Source organism: Zobellia russellii (genome assembly GCF_018728565.1).
GTDB classification, from domain to species: domain Bacteria; phylum Bacteroidota; class Bacteroidia; order Flavobacteriales; family Flavobacteriaceae; genus Zobellia; species Zobellia russellii.
The window spans coordinates 74399-91954 of sequence record NZ_JACSOI010000007.1 but is presented as its reverse complement, the minus strand read 5'-3'; the positions used below and the strand labels follow the sequence as shown (position 1 = coordinate 91954).

Sequence of the window (17556 nt, the reverse complement as noted above, 5' to 3'; positions counted from 1 at the left end):
CTATAGGGTTTATAGGGATAATTAAAGCAGTATCCTTGCCCTTTGGGTTAGAAACGGACTTCTTAGCTTATGAAGCCTGCCCCTACTGTACTATTGGTCTGCGTATCTATTAAGATAAACGAGCCATTGGTACGGTGATCTTTAAATTTGTCGTAAAAAATTGGTTTATTTAACTTGAAAGTTACCTGAGCGATATCATTCATGCCCAAACCATCTACGTTGGTATCAATACCTGAATAATCAGGGTTGATTTTATGATGGATATTATCCACCTTGGCCAACACTTTATTTACACCGTGTTGTACCACATATTTTTTACCTGTAGTCAATTTATTGGAATCCATCCAAGAAATAGTAGCGGTAAACTGCTTATCTATTGTAGGTAGGTCTTCTGCCCGTACCAACATATCTCCTCTACTGATATTGATTTCATCTTCTAAAGTTATCGTTACCGATGATCTTCTTGAAGCCGTCTGGAATTTCTTATCGTAGAAGTAAATATCCTTAATCTTAGATCTGGTCTGTGATGGAAGTGCTACAACCTCATCACCCACACTTAATTCACCACCGTAAACTTTACCGGCAAAACCTCTAAAATCATGGTGTTCATCTGTCTTAGGACGAATTACATACTGAACCGGGAAACGAGGTGTACCCACGTTAAAAATATCCTTACGATCTAAAGCCTCAAAATGCTCCAATAAAGTAGGACCCGTATACCAAGGCGTCTTATCCGTTTTGTTCACGACGTTATCACCTTTAAGGGCACTAACAGGAATGAAAGTAATCTTTTGATCCTGATAATCTCTCTTCGCCATCAATTCCTCAAAATCGGCTTTAATAGCATTATAAGTTTCCTCAGAATAATCTACCAAATCCATTTTATTAATAGCTACCACCACATCTTTGATGCGCAATAGGTTATTGATAAAAAAGTGACGGTTGGTCTGCTCAATAACCCCTTTTCTAGCATCGATCAAAATAATCGCTGCTTGAGATGTAGAAGCTCCGGTAACCATGTTACGTGTGTATTCTACGTGACCGGGAGTATCGGCAATAATGTAACTTTTCTTTGCAGTTGAAAAATAGATATGTGCCACATCTATTGTAATACCTTGCTCACGCTCGGCCACTAGACCATCAGTAGCCAATGAGAAATCTAGGTAATCATACCCTTTGCTCTTACTGGTCTTTTCTATGGCTTCCAACTTATCGCTGGTCAATGATTTTGTGTCGTACAGAATTCTACCGATCAAGGTACTTTTTCCGTCATCTACACTACCTGCTGTTGCTATCTTTAATACGTCCATCTTATTTGGCTGTAATTTTTAATCAAATTTTTTAAACTAATTCCCTAAACGAGAATCCTAAAAGTATCCCTGTTGTTTTCTCTTCTCCATTGCCGCTTCAGACCTTTTATCGTCTATACGGGCTCCTCTTTCAGAAATACTGGAATCGCGAATCTCTTCAACAACAGATTCAATATCGGTAGCATCGGAAAAAACGGCTGCGGTACAGCTCATATCCCCTACGGTACGGAAACGCACCATACGCTCTAAAACTTCTTCATCTTCTTCTTGGTACACATAATCCGAGTGTGACCAGATCAAACCGTCACGCAAGAACACCTTACGTTTGTGCGCGAAATAGATAGAAGGAATTTCAATTTCCTCATCTTTTATATACGACCAAACATCTAACTCCGTCCAGTTTGAAATAGGGAACACACGTACGTTCTGTCCTAATTCTATCTGACCGTTCAACATATCAAAAAGCTCTGGGCGCTGGTTACGCTCATCCCACTGGCCAAAATCATCACGTACCGAAAAAATACGCTCCTTTGCCCTTGCCTTTTCCTCATCTCTACGAGCTCCACCTATACAGGCATCAAACTTGAATTCCTCAATGGCATCCAACAATGTAGTGGTCTGCAAAGAGTTTCTACTTGAATATCTACCGGACTCTTCTTTAACCTTACCTTGATCAATAGAATCCTGAACATTACGCACTATAAGCTCCAAACCTAACTCCTCTACCAATCTATCTCTAAACTCAATAGTCTCAGGAAAGTTATGACCTGTATCAATATGCATTAAAGGGAAAGGAATTTTTGCCGGCCAAAATGCTTTTTGTGCCAAACGCACCAAAGTAATGGAATCTTTTCCTCCGGAAAACAAAAGTACCGGTCTCTCAAATTGAGCAGCTACCTCTCTAAAGATGTAGATGGCCTCGTTTTCTAAGGCGTTGATGTGTGATGTATCTTGGCTCATAATTTTTGAATATATATTTTTCGCTACTGCTATGCTTCTATTATTTTTTTCGCTAAACGCGGAATGTATTTTAAGTATGTAACCCACACTCACGGTTCTCAAGAACCTTTGTTGGATCAAAATATTTATGCTCGTTAGGCAATTCTCTTTTTTCCAAATAAGCATCCAACTGCGCGTCGCTCCAATGGTAAAACGGACTCACTTTAAGAACACCGTCTTTGCTTACACTTAGAATATCCAATGAATCTCTTAACGCAGTCTGTCCTTTTCTAAGGTTTGTAAACCAAACATCCGGTTTATGCGCCTCCATTGCCCTTTTGAAAGGCTCTAATTTAACCTGCTCCGTAAAAACGGCGTGCTTTGGGTCATCTATTTGAGGTATACCCATTACACTATCACGGTGCGCACTAGTTTGCTTAGGCACGTACAAATCTATCTGCAGCCCCAATCTTTCTATCAACTCCTCGGCATGTTTATAAGTATTTGGCGTGTTGTAACCTGTATCGCACCAAATAACAGGAATATCATTTTTCACATCGGTAACCGCATGCAAAATAGCAACCTCATAAGGTCTAAAATTGGTAGTCACCACGGCATTCTTTGCATTTTCTATAGCCCAATCAATAATAACTGATGGGTCTGCCTCCTTAAAACGCTCGTTAAGCTTTTGGATTTCTTTTTCTGAAAAACTCATATCCTATTTATTTACCCCAATTAATTTTATTCCATAAACGCTCGTGAAAGAAGTATAAGAACATCTTGGTCACAAAATCTATGGATGCTATAGAAGCAGCAATGGCCACTTCACTAGTTAACAAATAAGAAACCAGCAAGGTATCTAAAGTACCGATCACCCTCCAGCTTACCGCTTTTGCAATACTACGGATCGGCTTCTCGGATTTTTTATCTTCTGAATACTTCTTCTTGGAAGCTGCTTTATCTAAAATCAATTGATCTACAATCATTTTCGTGTTAATCTAATTACCCTATCAATCTAATAGAGTAAACAAATGTAGTATATTTTTATTGTGTTAGACGGCTAAAATCAGAAGAATTTACTTTTACCCTATAGATTTAGTAGATTTTTAATAAATCCCTGTAAATATTGAAGATTTTACACCGTATTTAGCTGATGATCGGATAATCAGGCTATTAAATCGGCCAAAGTATGGTTGCGGTACACCTCAAGATTGGCATCGCGTACCATAAGCATGAGTTTGTTTACGGAGCAAGTGGCCTCATCTGGGCAGTCCGCACATTTTTCATAAAAGTTAAGGCTTACACAGGGCACCATAGCTATTGGGCCTTCAAGAATGCGCATGACATCTGTCATTAAAACCTCTTTTGGGTCTTTAATTAAGTAATAGCCTCCACCCTTACCTTTCTTGGAGCCCAAAAAACCGCTCTTACGAAGAGAAAGCAAGATACTCTCTAAAAACTTCTGTGAGATATTCTCCGCTTTGGCAATTTCAGAAATCTGAACTGGCTGCATATCTTCTTGCGAAGCCAAGTACGCCAGTGCTTTTAAACCGTATTTTGTCTTTTTTGAGAGCATGGGGTAAATATAGCAAAATTTGGGACGGGAATGTAGTCCCAAAAGGTGTACCATTAAAATCCAAATTACGCTCCACAACTCCAACTTTCTTACTCATCCCGCCTACTTAACCAATAAAAAAGAGCCCCAAGCCGCAACAGAACATGAGTACGGCATCTGTACCTTGGTATATAGAAAAAGGTATTAGACTCTGAGTTATTTGGCCAATTTGAACATTGTAAGATTTTACTTATTTTAGCTTCAGTCTCATAAAAATTAACTAGAACCAAACTAGAAAATGAAAATACGATACAAAAAGAAACGGTTAAGAATAAACTTTTTGATTGTTATTGCTTGGGGAATTCTATTTGTTTTGACCGCCTTTTTTATTAGCCAAAGACGATGGACGGATTATGTCAACATTGTATTGTTCTTTTTTTACACCATCAATTTTATTTATGAATACAAAAACCAATACCTGACTATCGCCGATGATACTATTACAAAAAATCTTCTATTTCAGACTAAAAAGATGAATTTGAATGAAATTATCCAAGTGAAAAACTTTGCTGGGGATTATATTCTAAAAACAAGTCAGAAAGAACTGATCATAAACACGCAGATAATAGATCCAGATTCGTTGATAGATTTAAATGCTGTCTTGGAGCAATTAGAATTACCGGCAGACAGAACACCGTTTGCAAGAGCAGTTTAAAGTTTATTGTCTTTTAAAACATCTTAGACAGAGTATAAGCTGAAAATTGATTAATTATTTCATTTTATATCCAAAAATGACATTACTAAACCTTTTTCAACTCACCCCTTAATTACTACAGTTCAGAAACATCTTCTTTTAAAAACCATGGTATTGTTTGAGTTTTACCCCTAAAACCAATACAAACACCATGGAACAAACTATCATTTTCTTTATTTACCTCCATGCTTTCTTAGGCGGAGTGGGATTGATTACCGGCATAGGTAGCATCATTGTAAAAAAAGGCAGCTCCTTGCATAAAAAATTCGGCAAGTTATTTTCTATAGGTATGGTTGGTAGCTCAGTAATTTCTATGCCAATAGCCATGATGCCCAATCATGAAAATCTATTCTTGCTACTTATAGGCTTGTTCACTGTATATCTTGTTTTAATCGGTAATCGTGCGTTGGCTTTCAAAATAAAAACTGAAGCTGATGCAGTAGATAAAGTAATTTCAGGGAGTATGCTTTTCTTTTCGATTCTAATGCTGGGCATTGGTTTGTATACCCTTTTGAATACGAATACTATGGGTATATTATATGTATTCTTTGGAGGGTTTGGGCTTCTCCTAACTTTTAAAGATTTTCAGTTTTACAAAAACCCTCAGAAGACCAAAAATGGATGGTTAATCTCGCACATCGGTAAGATGATCGGTGCTTTGATCGCTTCCATTACCGCATTTATAATTGCTGGTCTCAGCATAGGAAATCTCATTGCATGGACACTTCCTACCGTTCTTGGAACTATCTACATTATTTATTGGAAGAGAAAGGTCAATCCCAAAACCGTGGCTACAAAAAGACTATAACCCCCAATATAAAGAAGACGCTACTCTCTCTTTGTAGGTTTCATTTCTAAAAATGCAGTTTTATCGTTATGTTTATCTTTGATAGGACTTTCCTCCTTAAAAAGTATAGGAATCCACATTCAGTTAGCGCTAAAAATGTCTATAAAACTCCTAAAAGATAATATTCTAAAAAATGTCAAATTGGACAACGAAGAGCTTCGAACCTTTTGTGATGCTTTTCACCCTAAAATTATTGCCAAAAAACAATACCTATTAAACCAAGGTGACGTCTGCAAATTTGAAGGTTTTGTAACTAAAGGCTGTTTTAGGGTATTTACTTTAGATGAGGATGGTAAAGAACATGTGCTTTATTTTGCTACCAAGGACTGGTGGATAACTGATATAGATAGTTTTACAAACCAAAACCCTTCGTTCTTGACCATACAGGCTTTAGAAGATAGTGAGGTATTACTCATAAATCACGCTGATAAGGAACATCTATATGAACAAATACCACAGGTAGAGAAACTATTCCGGGTTATGACCCAGAAAACATTAGTATCGCTACAAAGAAGAATGATTGCCAATCTTAGCCAGACTGCGGACAACCGTTATCTAGGTTTTATTGAAAAATACCCGGAAATTGCCCAAAAGCTCACCAATCTGCAATTAGCTTCCTACTTAGGTATATCCCATGAATTTTTAAGCAAGATTAGAAGCAAGACCGCTTCAAAATAATCCTAGTGTTTCATTTATTGAACTAGTTCAATGTTTTGGATGGCATTGGCACGCACCTTTGTACCATCAAATTAAAACAAGTAAAAATGAAATCAATTTTTTCAACACTAGTATTAACAACTATAATCTTATTTAATATGGAAGTACAAGCCCAGAACACAAGAACAATTAAAACCAACAATTTTGACCTACAAGTCTATAATGCATCAGAAAATAGCTTTGGTGTAGCATCAGTTTTGGTGTCAGGAAAACAGGATGCCATTTTAATTGATGCCCAGTTTACTTTGGCAGATGCCGAAACTGTAGCGCAAGAGATAAAAGAATCAGGCAAAAACCTGAAAACTATTTATGTATCTCATGGTGATCCTGACTTTTATTTAGGATTACAAGTATTTAAAAAGTACTTCCCAGAGGTTACCGTATTTGCAACTCCCGCAACCGTAGAGCACATTAAAGCTACCGCCCAAAAGAAACTAGATGTTTGGGGTGCTAAATTAGGAAACGCTATTACCACCAATGCTATCCTTCCTCAGGTTCTTAAAGAAGATGCATTAGATCTAGAAGGTGAAAAACTAGAAATTATTGGTTTAGACGAATTCCCAAAACGAACTTTTGTTTACATCCCTTCTAGCGAAGCGGTTATTGGTGGCATCAATATTTTCTCCAATACTTTTCATGTATGGATGGCAGACGCCCAAACTGAAGAAGCGAGAAAAGATTGGATTTCCATACTAAACAAAATTGAAAGTCTAAACCCTAAAGTAGTTATACCTGCCCACGGAAATAAGGATACGCAACTTAACTTAACCTCTGTGGCTCACACTAAGGACTACATTACGTTCTATGAAGAAGCTTTAAAAACCAATACCACTTCAAAGGACTTAATCAGCACGATGAAAAAGGAATACCCAAACGCTACTTTTGAAACCGCACTTCAAATTGGAGCAAAAGTGAATACAGGCGAAATGAAATGGTAAAATCAATAGGAATAGGCTACTTGGCAATACTTATGGTATTGTCAAGTAGCTCTTTTAATAAAAATAAAATGACAAATTTAGAAATCATAAAAAGCACCTACGAAGGCAAATCTTCCGAAGAAAACGGAAAGAATTTAGCCAAGCATGTTGCGGAAGATATTCAATGGACAGAAGCCAAGGGCTTTCCATATGCAGGTACCTATACAGGACTAGAAGAGATTACTAAGAATGTATTTTCCAGATTAGGGTCTGAATGGATTCACTACCAGTTTACCCCAAAACAATATGTAGCTGATGGGGATACCGTCATTGCTATTGGTAATTACACCGGAGTTTATAAAAAAACAGGCAAAGGATTTGAAGCACGAGTAGCCCACTTATGGACTTTAAAGGATAGCAAAATAATCCGGTTTGAACAGATTGTGGACAGTAAAACGGTTACCGATGCCATGACTAAATAAAAATCGCGGTTGAGTTAAAACAAAAAAGCTTCCCAATTGGGAGGCTTTTTTGCTTTAAATAATTAAGACTTAACCCAGACTTCAACGCCTCTATAAACAATGATTTTCAGATTTTTAGATAAAAGCACCAGTAACGGCAACTGATCAAAAACTTGACAAAATAGCTACCACCTCCATAAAAAATCATTTGTTGTACCGTTTTGATCATTTACTATTTGAAGCAAATCTCTATTCAGTTAGATTTGGTAGGACACCCATTGTTTAACCTACCTAAATCCACACAAATGCCAACTAAACAGAGTTATCTTTTTGTAATTGTATTCTTGATTAGTCTAACCACTTTTTCTAGAGATATTTATGTCGCCAAAAATGGAGACGACTCCAATTCAGGCACTCTGGAAAATCCGTATTTGACCATTTCTAAAGCGGCGGGCGAAGCCACCGCGGGGGACATTGTATACATTAGGGAGGGCACCTACCAAGAGACCTTGACTCCGGCTAATTCCGGGAGTCCCGGCCAACCTATTGTTTTTCAATCCTTCCCCGGAGAAAAAGTAATCATTACGGCCATGGATGCATTATCTGGCTGGAGTCAAGATAGTGGCTCCATTTACAAGACTACCATCTCATTCACTTCTTTAGGACAAGAGAACTTTGTAATGAACGATGCCACCGCACTGGACTTGGCCCGATGGCCCAACAAAACAGACTCCGACCCTTTTGCCTTGGGGAGCATCCGGAATACGGGCGGAAGCAGCGGCGATGTAATTAACGGAGCTTATTTAGCGGAAGCTTCCATTCCAGGAATTGACTGGACCGGAGGTGCACTTTGGTTCTATGGCGATAAGCCCGGTAGCGGATGGTTGGCATGGAAAAGAATGATTACAGGCAGTTCTTCCGGCCGGGTAAATTTTGACCATACCACCACTACCAATGAAACTTGGGTCAGAACTTTTCATGCCCCAGCAGATTTAGGCGATTTTTATCTAGAGGGCGTAAAAGGTGCTTTAGACTATGAAAACGAGTGGTATTTTGATGAAAGCACAAGCACCCTGTACGTTCAGCTTCCCAAAGGTCAAGCTCCTATTGATGGCAAGGTTAAGATGAGACGCCGTTTAGAAACCATTAACCTTAAGGACAAAAAATACATAGAAATAAAGAATTTGGCCGTTTTTGGGGGGAGTATTAATATGGAAGACAGCTCTACTTGGTGGGCATCCAATGCCAATAGCAAAACTACCAATAACCTACTCTACGGGATAACCTCCTTTTTTGGCAATCATACTCAAGGAATCACTAACAGCTCACGCACCAACAATGCCAATATTCATGTACAGGGCTCAAACAATAGGGTTGAAAAATGCGAGATTGCATTTAATGCCGGAGCCGGATTGGTCGTTAGGGGCAACAACCAACAAATTTTAGACAATTATATTCACGACTGCAATTTTCTTGGTTCGTACGATGGTCCTTTGGTCATTAGGGGCATCAAAAACAGTTTGGTAAAAAACAATACCGTTTTTAGAGGAGGAAGAGACGCAGTACAGTACAATGGTTCCAACAATGAATTTGCTTTTAACGATATCTCCCGAAGCAACCTGATTGCGGATGATTGCGCCCTTTTTTATACTGTTGGAGCACAATACACCACGGAAATACACCATAACTGGTTTCACGATACCGCTTCTGGCGGAAAGAAATATAAAGCTGCAGGAATTTATTTGGATAATGATGCCGCAGGGTTTGTGGTGCATCACAATGTGGTCTGGAATACTGAATGGACCAACGTACAGATCAATTGGAATGGAACGGACATTGATATTTTCAACAATACGCTTTGGAACGGTTCAGAAGTAATGGGTGCGTGGCACAAAGATGGAACTGCCTTTTCTAACGTTCGGGTGTGGAACAACCTCGGAAGCGATTCTAATTGGGAGCCGCAATCGGACAAACAAAATAATCTGGTTGTTCCGGCCAGTACATTCATGAGCGTCGCCAATGGCAATTTCATTTTAAACGACGGTGCTTCTGCCATTGACCAAGGAAAGGATATCCCAGGAATAACCGATGGATTTTCGGGTGATCAGCCTGATGTTGGTGCGTATGAAAAAGGAGGTGAACAATGGGTAGCGGGCATTACTTGGCAACCTTTGTATGGAGCCGCAGGCTTAGGTTGTTACGGATTACCCGGTGAAGACTGCATTGCAGTTGACCCTAATGACAAAGACAATGACGGCGTAAATAATACCGATGACGAATGCCCTGAAACTCCATTAAGCACCACGGTAGATACTAAAGGATGCGCTATTTTTAGTTTAGCTGCCGATAATTTCAAGATAAAGGGAACTGGTGAATCGTGCAGCAATAGTGACGATGGAACTATTTCTATAAGCTCCACAGTTACTTCATATCAATTTAAAGGAAAGATAAAGGAGACCGGAACAGAAAAGAATTTTACTTCTGATGCCTTGTTCAGCAACTTAAGCGCGGGAACTTACACGCTATGCATTACCACTACCGCCGATGCCAATTATGAACAATGTTTTGTTATAGCCATAGACGAACCGGAAGATTTGTCCGTATCCTCAAAGATAGACAACAGTACAAACCAACTTACCCTGAGCTTGAAAGGCAGTGACAATTATAACATTGAACTAAACGGGGTCGTTACCCATACTACTCAAGATAAAATTACGCTAGACCTATCCAAGGGTCAAAACAAACTTTCCGTTCAGGCGGATAAGTTTTGTCAAGGTGAATACACTGAGGTTATTAGTGTTTTTGATGGTGTCACCGTCTTTCCCAATCAAGTAAAAGATGAGCTAACGGTTGCTTTTTCCCATGCGCTGGATTCTTTAGTTACCCTTGAATTGATTTCGTCTACAGGGAAGGTGGTACTGACCAAGACCGAATCTGCAGGTAACCAAACTGCCACTGTTGACACATCCAATCTAAGTTCGGGGATTTATTTCCTTAACATCACTGCAAAAAACATCAACTCCCAAGCTAAAATCGTTAAACAATGATATCCAATACACACCTCCGATTCACCCTTTTTCTTTTTCTTAGCGCCTTTTGCAGCTGTAGCAGTGGCGATGACGGGACTAAAGATAACACGCCCCCTAAAGAAAGCCTACCGCCCGATGCCTCTGCCTTGGTTTTTCCAGAAAATAACGAAGAGTGCAATCAAGGTGATATTATCTCCGCCACCCAAAGTAAAGTAACCTTTAAATGGAACGCTTCCTCACATACGGACAGTTACACCTTAACATTAAAAAATCTGGAGACCAATGAAACGACCGAAAATGATGCAACCACCAATTCACTTGCATTGACTATTTCAAGAAACACCCCCTACTCTTGGAACATTATCTCAAAATCAAACGAAACAACTGATACGGCAACCAGCGAAACTTGGAAGTTTTACAATGCCGGAGAAGGTAATGAAAACTATGCCCCTTTTCCCGCTGAAGTTCTTACACCTACCATGGGCGCCAATGTAGACCAACCTCTTACCCTAAGCTGGAAGGGAAGTGATGTTGACAATGATATTGCTTCCTATGAGGTGTATTTAGGCACTACCAATCCACCGGTTACCTTGCACGCCAATACAACAGATTCAAAAATAGACGATGTTGCTCTTAGCCCTGCTACTGCTTACTATTGGAGAGTGGTCACTACCGACGAAAACGGTTCCAGTTCACAATCGCCCGTCTTTGAGTTCAAGACCAAATAGAACTAATCTAATGCATAAAAAAAACCAAAGTAGAACACTTCGGTTTTTTTGTGCATTCTTATATTATCCGTTTTACCCTAACGCCTGAGAAATATCGGCAATAATATCATCTATGTGTTCCAGCCCTACGGAAACGCGTACCATTCCGTCCGTAACACCCGTTTCCGCACGCTCTTCTACGGAGAGCTTACTATGAGTGGTTGATGCCGGATGCGTAACAATACTACGTGCATCGCCCAAATTAGCCGAAAGGGATAACATCTGAATAGAATCGAAAAACTTCTGCCCAGCTTCTACGCCGCCTTTTACCTCAAAGGCAACCACACAGCCACCGGCTTTCATTTGTTTTTTAGCAATTTCATGCTTGGGATGCGATTTTAAAAACGGGTACCTTACCCAGTTCACTTTTTCATGTCCTTCTAAGAACTCCGCCAATTTTAACGCATTCTCGCAATGGCGGTCCACACGAACTGCCAAGGTTTCCAAACTTTTGGAAAGTACCCACGCATTAAATGGCGATAATGCAGGACCGGTTATTCTAGAGAAACGATATACCTTATCTATCAATTCATTTGAACCTACCGTAATACCCGCAAGAACACGCCCTTGCCCGTCCATTAATTTGGTTCCCGAGTGGATGACCAAATCGGCGCCAAACTTAATGGGTTGTTGTAGATAAGGCGATGCAAAGCAGTTATCGATTACAAGAATCAACTTATGTTTTTTGGCAATCTTTCCCAATACTTCCAAGTCCAAAACATCTACACCCGGATTCGTAGGTGTTTCCGCATAAATAATTTTAGTTTTTGGAGTGATTAAAGCCTCAACAGAATCTAAATCATCTATCTTAAAATACGTATGATCAATATTCCATTTTGGAAAGAAATTGGTAAACAGCGAATGAGTCGAACCAAAAATGCTACGAGCAGAAAGCACATGGTCTCCACTATCCAAAAGTGCGGCCAAGGTAGAAAATACGGCGGCCATACCCGATGCAAAGGCAAAACCGTTTTCGGCACCTTCCATTTGGCACACCTTATCTATGAATTCAGATGAATTGGGATTGGAATAGCGCGAGTAAATATTCCGCTCTTTCTCCTCCGCAAACGACGCACGCATATCTTCTGCATCTTCAAACACAAAACTAGAGGTCATGTACATTGGTACGGAGTGCTCTAAGTTTTTAGTACGTTCCAACTGCGTTCGGATGGCGTTCGTCTCAAATTTCTTTTCCATGTTCATATAAATTGATGAAAGCTAACTTTCCCTTTTACTTTATTTATCCTTTTTCGGCTATACGGAGAATATCCCCGAAAACCCCTCTTGCCGTAACCGCTGCTCCGGCACCGGCTCCTTGAATCACCAATGGGTTCTCCCCATAGGATTCCGTATATATTTCTATTATTGAATCAGAACCTTTTACCTGCCCCAGGGCACTTTCCTTAGGTACGGATACTAGTTTTACATCTAGAATACCTTTTTCTTCCTGAAGGTTTCCGTGTAAATCGCCCACATACCGTAAAACATGACCCGGCTTTTGGTTCTTTTTGATTTCGTTGAATTTGGCATCGACCACATCTAGGTTATCCAGAAAATGGTTTACGTCTCCGTCCCTTAATTCTTCTGGAATTAAATTTTCAATATTGATATCCGAAAACTCATTGCTCAAATCCAATTCCCTGGCTAGAATCAATAATTTTCTACCAACGTCATTCCCTGAAAGGTCTTCACGCGGGTCCGGCTCCGTAAAACCACTTTTCATTGCCGCCTTTAATATGTTGGAAAAAGGCTCTTTGCTCTCAGAAAAAGTATTGAATATATAGCTTAACGAACCTGAGAACACCCCTTTTATACCCGTAATGTTTTCACCGGACAAGTGCAACAAACGAATGGTATCTATTAGAGGAAGACCAGCGCCCACATTGGTTTCGTACAAATATTGCTTCTGATGTTTATCCAATTCTTCACGCAGCAACTGGTAATAATCAAAACCAAGTGTATTCGCTATTTTATTGGAGGAAACAATATCAAATCCGTTTTCTACAAACTCAAAGTAATGGGCCACAAACTCACTATTTGCTGTGTTATCCACCACAATGAGGTTTTCCAAATGATTTTCCTTGGCGTAGGTGATAACATCCTCCACCTTGTAAGCAACACCCTTGTCTTCTATGGCAGCCTTCCAATTTTTTGGAATTCCTTTTTTATTTAAAAGTATCTTTCTTGAGTTGGCTACGGCAAAAACCTTTAGATCAATTCCTTTTCGTTTTTGAATGGTCTTTGTAGATTTTAGAATCTGGTCGATTAGCGTTCCACCAACATTTCCATGACCAAAAACTGCAAGATTTACTTTTCGGCTTATGCCAAAAATCTGTCCGTGCATTACGTTCAATGCCTTGTTCAAATCAGATTTTCTGAGTACCAGACTCACATTCTTACCAGATACGGTATTATTGAAAAGCAAAGGCGCAATCTGATTTTTTATCAAAGCATTATAAGGTCTATGGAAGGTACTTAAATCCTGCCCCACGATAGAGATTACAGAAACCTCGTCCAAGACCGTAATCATATTAATATCCTTAGACTCATAATCACTCTCAAACTCTCTGTCCAGCGCTCTTTTAGCATCTAAAGCACGGTCAGCATTTACTACCAAGCCAATACCCCGTTCAGATGACCCTTGAGAAATAATACTTACACTAATATTGCTTTTCTGAAGTGCACTAAAAATACGGGCATCTATCCCTACCTTTCCTAAAAGTCCTCTTCCCTCCACATTGATCATGGATACATTTTCAATAACGGACAGCGACTTTATACCTCCCTCTTTAGTTTTGGCACTGATCAGCGTACCTTCATTATCATTATTGAACGTATTTAAAATACGAAGCGGAATGTTCTTTTCTATTAAAGGAATGATGGTCTTGGCATGTAAAATAGTAGCCCCAAAGTTGGCCAATTCATTAGCCTCGCCATAAGAAAGATGGGAAATACGCTTGGCATCCGAAACCAAATCAGGATTTGCGGTATAAATACCATCTACGTGCGTAAAATTCTGAAGCTCCTCCGCATTCAAGAAATTGGCAAACAAGGCCGCGGAATAGTTACTACCGTTCCTTCCCAACGTAGTGGTTTCCCCATTTTCATTGGAAGCGATAAAACCTGTAATAATGGGCACGGCATCTGCATCTAGTTTTGCAAAACTGCGAATAACATTTTCCTTAGACAACGCCTCGTTTACTGATGCATCACCAAAATTAGAATCGGTTTTAATCAATTCCCTAGAGTCCAACATTACAGCATTCAACCCTTTTCCTATGAGCAATTTAGTTACCAATTTGGCAGAGATCAATTCTCCAAAAGCAAGTAATTGGTCTTTAATTTTCAAGCTATAATCACCCAAAAGTGAAACGCCCTCCAGCAATTTTGCCAAATCCTTGAACTCCGCCGAAAGGTTCACATTTTTGAAGGTATGCTTTTGATATTTTTCAAAAGCCTCAAAACCTTTATAGTAATTTTCTCCCTTTGCCGCCTTTTCCAAAATGGCTTCCAATTGATCGGTTGCCTTTGCCCGCGCAGAAAGAACTACGGCAATATTTTCGCCTTCATTTACTTTGTTGCAAACAATATCCAAAACACGCTCCAACCCTTCTCCGTTGGAAAGAGATTTTCCTCCAAACTTTAAAACCTTTGCGTTCTTGGACTTTCCGTTTCTACTGAAAACGGGTTCCAATAACCGCTCCATCTGATCAAACTCTATCAAAAAGGCATCGTGCCCGTGAAGCGAATGCACTTCGCCATAGGTTACATTTCCATTGGCCTGTGCCAACCGCTTAAAAGTTTCCTTATTCTCTTTTGCGGTAAAGAACAGATCAGAATCTACCCCAATAATATGAATGTTCGCATCACTATTCTGCAGATCTATAAAATTCTGTTCGCCATTTCTCATGACATCAATAGTCTTGAGCAATTGATTCATTAATTTATAGGCCGAAAGCTGAAAACGTTCCTGTAATTTTTCACCATGGTGCATTAACCAACTCTCCACGTTAAAAACCTGAAGTTCCTCATTGGTACTTCTTTTAAAACGGTCCTTGAAAGATTCCGGCGTACGGTAACACAACATGGCATGCATGCGTGCATCGTGAACCGGTTGCTTACTATTCACCAAAAATTGCTCCTGAATCTGGCAATTACCTATCAACCAATCGGTAGACTTCCAGTCTGATGCCACAGGAATAAGATGATCCATAATCTTTGGGTTTATGGCTGCCATTTCCCAAGCAATACCACCCCCTAAAGACCCGCCCAAAAGAGCGAACAATTTCTTGATTTCAAGCTTTTGAAGGCCTAACAGGAAAATCCTTGCGATGTCTCCTGCCACGAAATCCTTATAATTATCAATCACAAATTTATCATATCCGTTACCGGGAATATTAAACGATAGGATTGTATATTTTTTGGTATCGATACACTTGCCCTCTCCAATAAGTGCGGACCACCAGCCCTCATCTCCCGTAACATTACTGTTACCGGTTAAGGCATGGTTTACCTGAACTATGGGCGCCGTGTGCAATTCTTGACCGAACAATTGATAAGACAGCTCAATATCTTGAGTTACCCCACTGATCGTGGTATAGTTTGCTAATTTCAAATGATGAAGCATACGATATATGTTAGACCTGACCTCTAATTAAACAGGTCAGGCCTTATTAATTTCTAACAGAAAATTTATATTGATTAAAGTGCTGCGAATGCGTTTTCCAAATCGGCCTTTAAGTCCTCAATATCTTCCAAACCAACGGACAAACGAATTAAATCCTGACCTACACCTGCGCCTACCAATTGCTCCTCATTTAACTGTTGGTGCGTGGTACTGGCCGGGTGAATGATCAATGATTTAGTATCGCCAATATTGGCCAACAATGAGAAAACTTTTGTAGCATCCGTAACTTTTTTAGCAGCCTCAAAACCACCTTTAATTCCAAATGTTACCAATCCGCTTTGACCTTTTGGCAAATATTCTTGAGCAAGATCGTAGTATTTGCTACTCTTAAGACCTGGATAGTTTACCCATGCCACTTCTTCTCTTCCTTCTAACCAAGTAGCCAATTCAAGTGCATTTGCACTGTGTTGTTTTATACGTACATTCAAAGTTTCCAAACCTTGTATAATCTGGAAAGCATTAAACGGACTCAAAGCTCCACCAAAATCACGCAATCCTTCTAAAATCAATTTAAAAGTAAAGGCCGCGGCACCTAAAGCTTCGCTATACACTAAACCGTGGTATCCTGCAGAAGGTTCTGTAAATTCCGGAAATTTCCCGTTGGTCCAATCAAAAGTTCCGGCATCAATAATGGCACCGCCCAAAGAAGTACCTTGACCACCAATATATTTAGTAAGTGAGTGAATTACCAAGTTAGCACCGTGCTCAATAGGGTTTAAAAGTGCAGGTGAAGCCACCGTATTATCAACAATAAAAGGAACCTGAGCAGCTTTGGCCTGTTTTGAAATAGCTTTCAAATCAAGCACATCTAATTTAGGGTTACCCAGAGATTCTACAAAAATAGCCCTGGTGTTATCCTGAACTGCTTTACCAAAATTTTCCGGATCGGAAGCATCAACAAAAGTAGTGGTGATTCCCAACCTTGGCAAGGTAACATTCAACAAGTTAAAGGTACCGCCATACAAACTACTGGAAGCTACAATATGGTCTCCCGCTTTCAATAGCGTTAATAAACCCGTTGAAATAGCTGAAGTTCCCGAAGCGAAAACTACTGCTCCGACTCCGCCTTCAACAGCTGCTAAACGCTCTTGAAGAATTTGATTGGTAGGGTTGTTCAATCGTGTATAGATAAAACCAAGTTCTGCCAATGAAAATAAATTGGCGGCATGGTCCGTATCATTAAAAACATACGAGGATGTTTGATAAATAGGCACGGCACGTGTACCACCTGTTTGCGCGGGATCGTGTCCGGCATGTAATGCGTTGGTTGAGAATTTTTGATCACTCATAATCTTTGATTTTTAATTGTTATTTAAAATAATTAAAAGCCCGATACCTTGAACCGAAAATCCGATGCTAGGTAGAATATCAAAAAAGTTATAAGAAAGTAAAAGATTAGTATGAGTAATCTGATTTGTTATCTGTCTCATTTTTATAGAGATAGAATGTAGCACCTTCTCTGCACAGGTGGCAAAGGGTTGCTAAGGTTTCAAAGGGTCTATTCCCTCCACCTTTCTTGATAACTATTCAATACGTGTTTGAACTTTTGGAACTACAAATATATAGTTGGTGA

15 protein-coding genes and 1 riboswitch are annotated in these 17556 nt (G+C 39.6%); of the genes, 7 read left to right on the top strand and 8 right to left on the bottom strand.

The annotated features are described in order from the left end of the window. Positions 1–62: 62 nt before the first annotated feature. From H9565_RS16145 to H9565_RS16125, 5 genes are all read right to left on the bottom strand, one after another. A complete protein-coding gene (locus H9565_RS16145) occupies positions 63–1310 on the bottom strand; it encodes a sulfate adenylyltransferase subunit 1 (RefSeq protein ID WP_155597687.1) in 1248 nt (415 codons plus the stop codon). 57 nt (positions 1311–1367) lie between these two features. Then, on the bottom strand, positions 1368–2270 hold the full coding sequence (cysD, locus tag H9565_RS16140; protein ID WP_155597688.1) for a sulfate adenylyltransferase subunit CysD: 903 nt from the start codon (positions 2268–2270) through the stop codon (positions 1368–1370). A 70-nt stretch (positions 2271–2340) separates the two neighbouring features. Then, on the bottom strand, positions 2341–2964 hold the full coding sequence (locus H9565_RS16135) for a phosphoadenosine phosphosulfate reductase domain-containing protein (RefSeq protein ID WP_215441175.1): 624 nt from the start codon (positions 2962–2964) through the stop codon (positions 2341–2343). 7 nt (positions 2965–2971) lie between these two features. Continuing rightward, on the bottom strand, positions 2972–3235 hold the full coding sequence (locus H9565_RS16130; protein WP_215441174.1) for a DUF2061 domain-containing protein: 264 nt from the start codon (positions 3233–3235) through the stop codon (positions 2972–2974). A 179-nt stretch (positions 3236–3414) separates the two neighbouring features. Further along, positions 3415–3825, bottom strand: a complete 411-nt coding sequence (locus H9565_RS16125; RefSeq protein WP_215441173.1) for an RrF2 family transcriptional regulator — start codon at positions 3823–3825, stop codon at positions 3415–3417. 277 nt (positions 3826–4102) lie between these two features. Here H9565_RS16125 and H9565_RS16120 point away from each other — a divergent pair, with 277 nt between their 5' ends. From H9565_RS16120 to H9565_RS16090, 7 genes are all read left to right on the top strand, one after another. After that, entirely contained in the window at positions 4103–4519 is a 417-nt protein-coding gene (locus tag H9565_RS16120; protein WP_215441172.1) for a hypothetical protein, read from the top strand. Positions 4520–4709: 190 nt separating this feature from the next. Further along, a complete protein-coding gene (locus H9565_RS16115; RefSeq protein WP_215441171.1) occupies positions 4710–5366 on the top strand; it encodes a DUF1129 domain-containing protein in 657 nt (218 codons plus the stop codon). Between the two features lie 135 nt (positions 5367–5501). Beyond that, positions 5502–6083: a Crp/Fnr family transcriptional regulator gene (locus H9565_RS16110; RefSeq protein ID WP_215441170.1), complete on the top strand. Its 582-nt coding sequence runs from the start codon at positions 5502–5504 to the stop codon at positions 6081–6083. Positions 6084–6169: 86 nt separating this feature from the next. Beyond that, positions 6170–7060, top strand: coding sequence for an MBL fold metallo-hydrolase (locus tag H9565_RS16105; protein WP_215441168.1), 891 nt, complete (start codon positions 6170–6172; stop codon positions 7058–7060). Between the two features lie 68 nt (positions 7061–7128). Next, complete coding sequence (locus H9565_RS16100; RefSeq protein ID WP_215441166.1) at positions 7129–7521, top strand: nuclear transport factor 2 family protein; 393 nt, start codon at positions 7129–7131, stop codon at positions 7519–7521. A gap of 284 nt (positions 7522–7805) precedes the next feature. After that, the gene (locus H9565_RS16095) at positions 7806–10547 is read left to right on the top strand and encodes a T9SS type A sorting domain-containing protein (protein WP_215441164.1); all 2742 of its coding nucleotides are present in this window, start codon (positions 7806–7808) and stop codon (positions 10545–10547) included. Then, on the top strand, positions 10544–11257 hold the full coding sequence (locus tag H9565_RS16090; RefSeq protein ID WP_215441162.1) for a hypothetical protein: 714 nt from the start codon (positions 10544–10546) through the stop codon (positions 11255–11257). Before H9565_RS16095 ends, H9565_RS16090 begins: the two co-directional genes overlap by 4 nt. Before the next feature lie 72 nt (positions 11258–11329). On the opposite strand, the gene H9565_RS16085 is transcribed toward H9565_RS16090, so the two are convergent. From H9565_RS16085 to H9565_RS16075, 3 genes are all read right to left on the bottom strand, one after another. After that, positions 11330–12499: a trans-sulfuration enzyme family protein gene (locus tag H9565_RS16085; RefSeq protein WP_394370258.1), complete on the bottom strand. Its 1170-nt coding sequence runs from the start codon at positions 12497–12499 to the stop codon at positions 11330–11332. Between the two features lie 37 nt (positions 12500–12536). Continuing rightward, on the bottom strand, positions 12537–15923 hold the full coding sequence (gene thrA, locus H9565_RS16080) for a bifunctional aspartate kinase/homoserine dehydrogenase I (protein ID WP_215441160.1): 3387 nt from the start codon (positions 15921–15923) through the stop codon (positions 12537–12539). 74 nt (positions 15924–15997) lie between these two features. Continuing rightward, positions 15998–17272, bottom strand: coding sequence for an O-acetylhomoserine aminocarboxypropyltransferase/cysteine synthase family protein (locus H9565_RS16075; RefSeq protein ID WP_215441159.1), 1275 nt, complete (start codon positions 17270–17272; stop codon positions 15998–16000). A 125-nt stretch (positions 17273–17397) separates the two neighbouring features. Beyond that, positions 17398–17509, bottom strand: a riboswitch (SAM riboswitch). Positions 17510–17556: the final 47 nt, after the last annotated feature.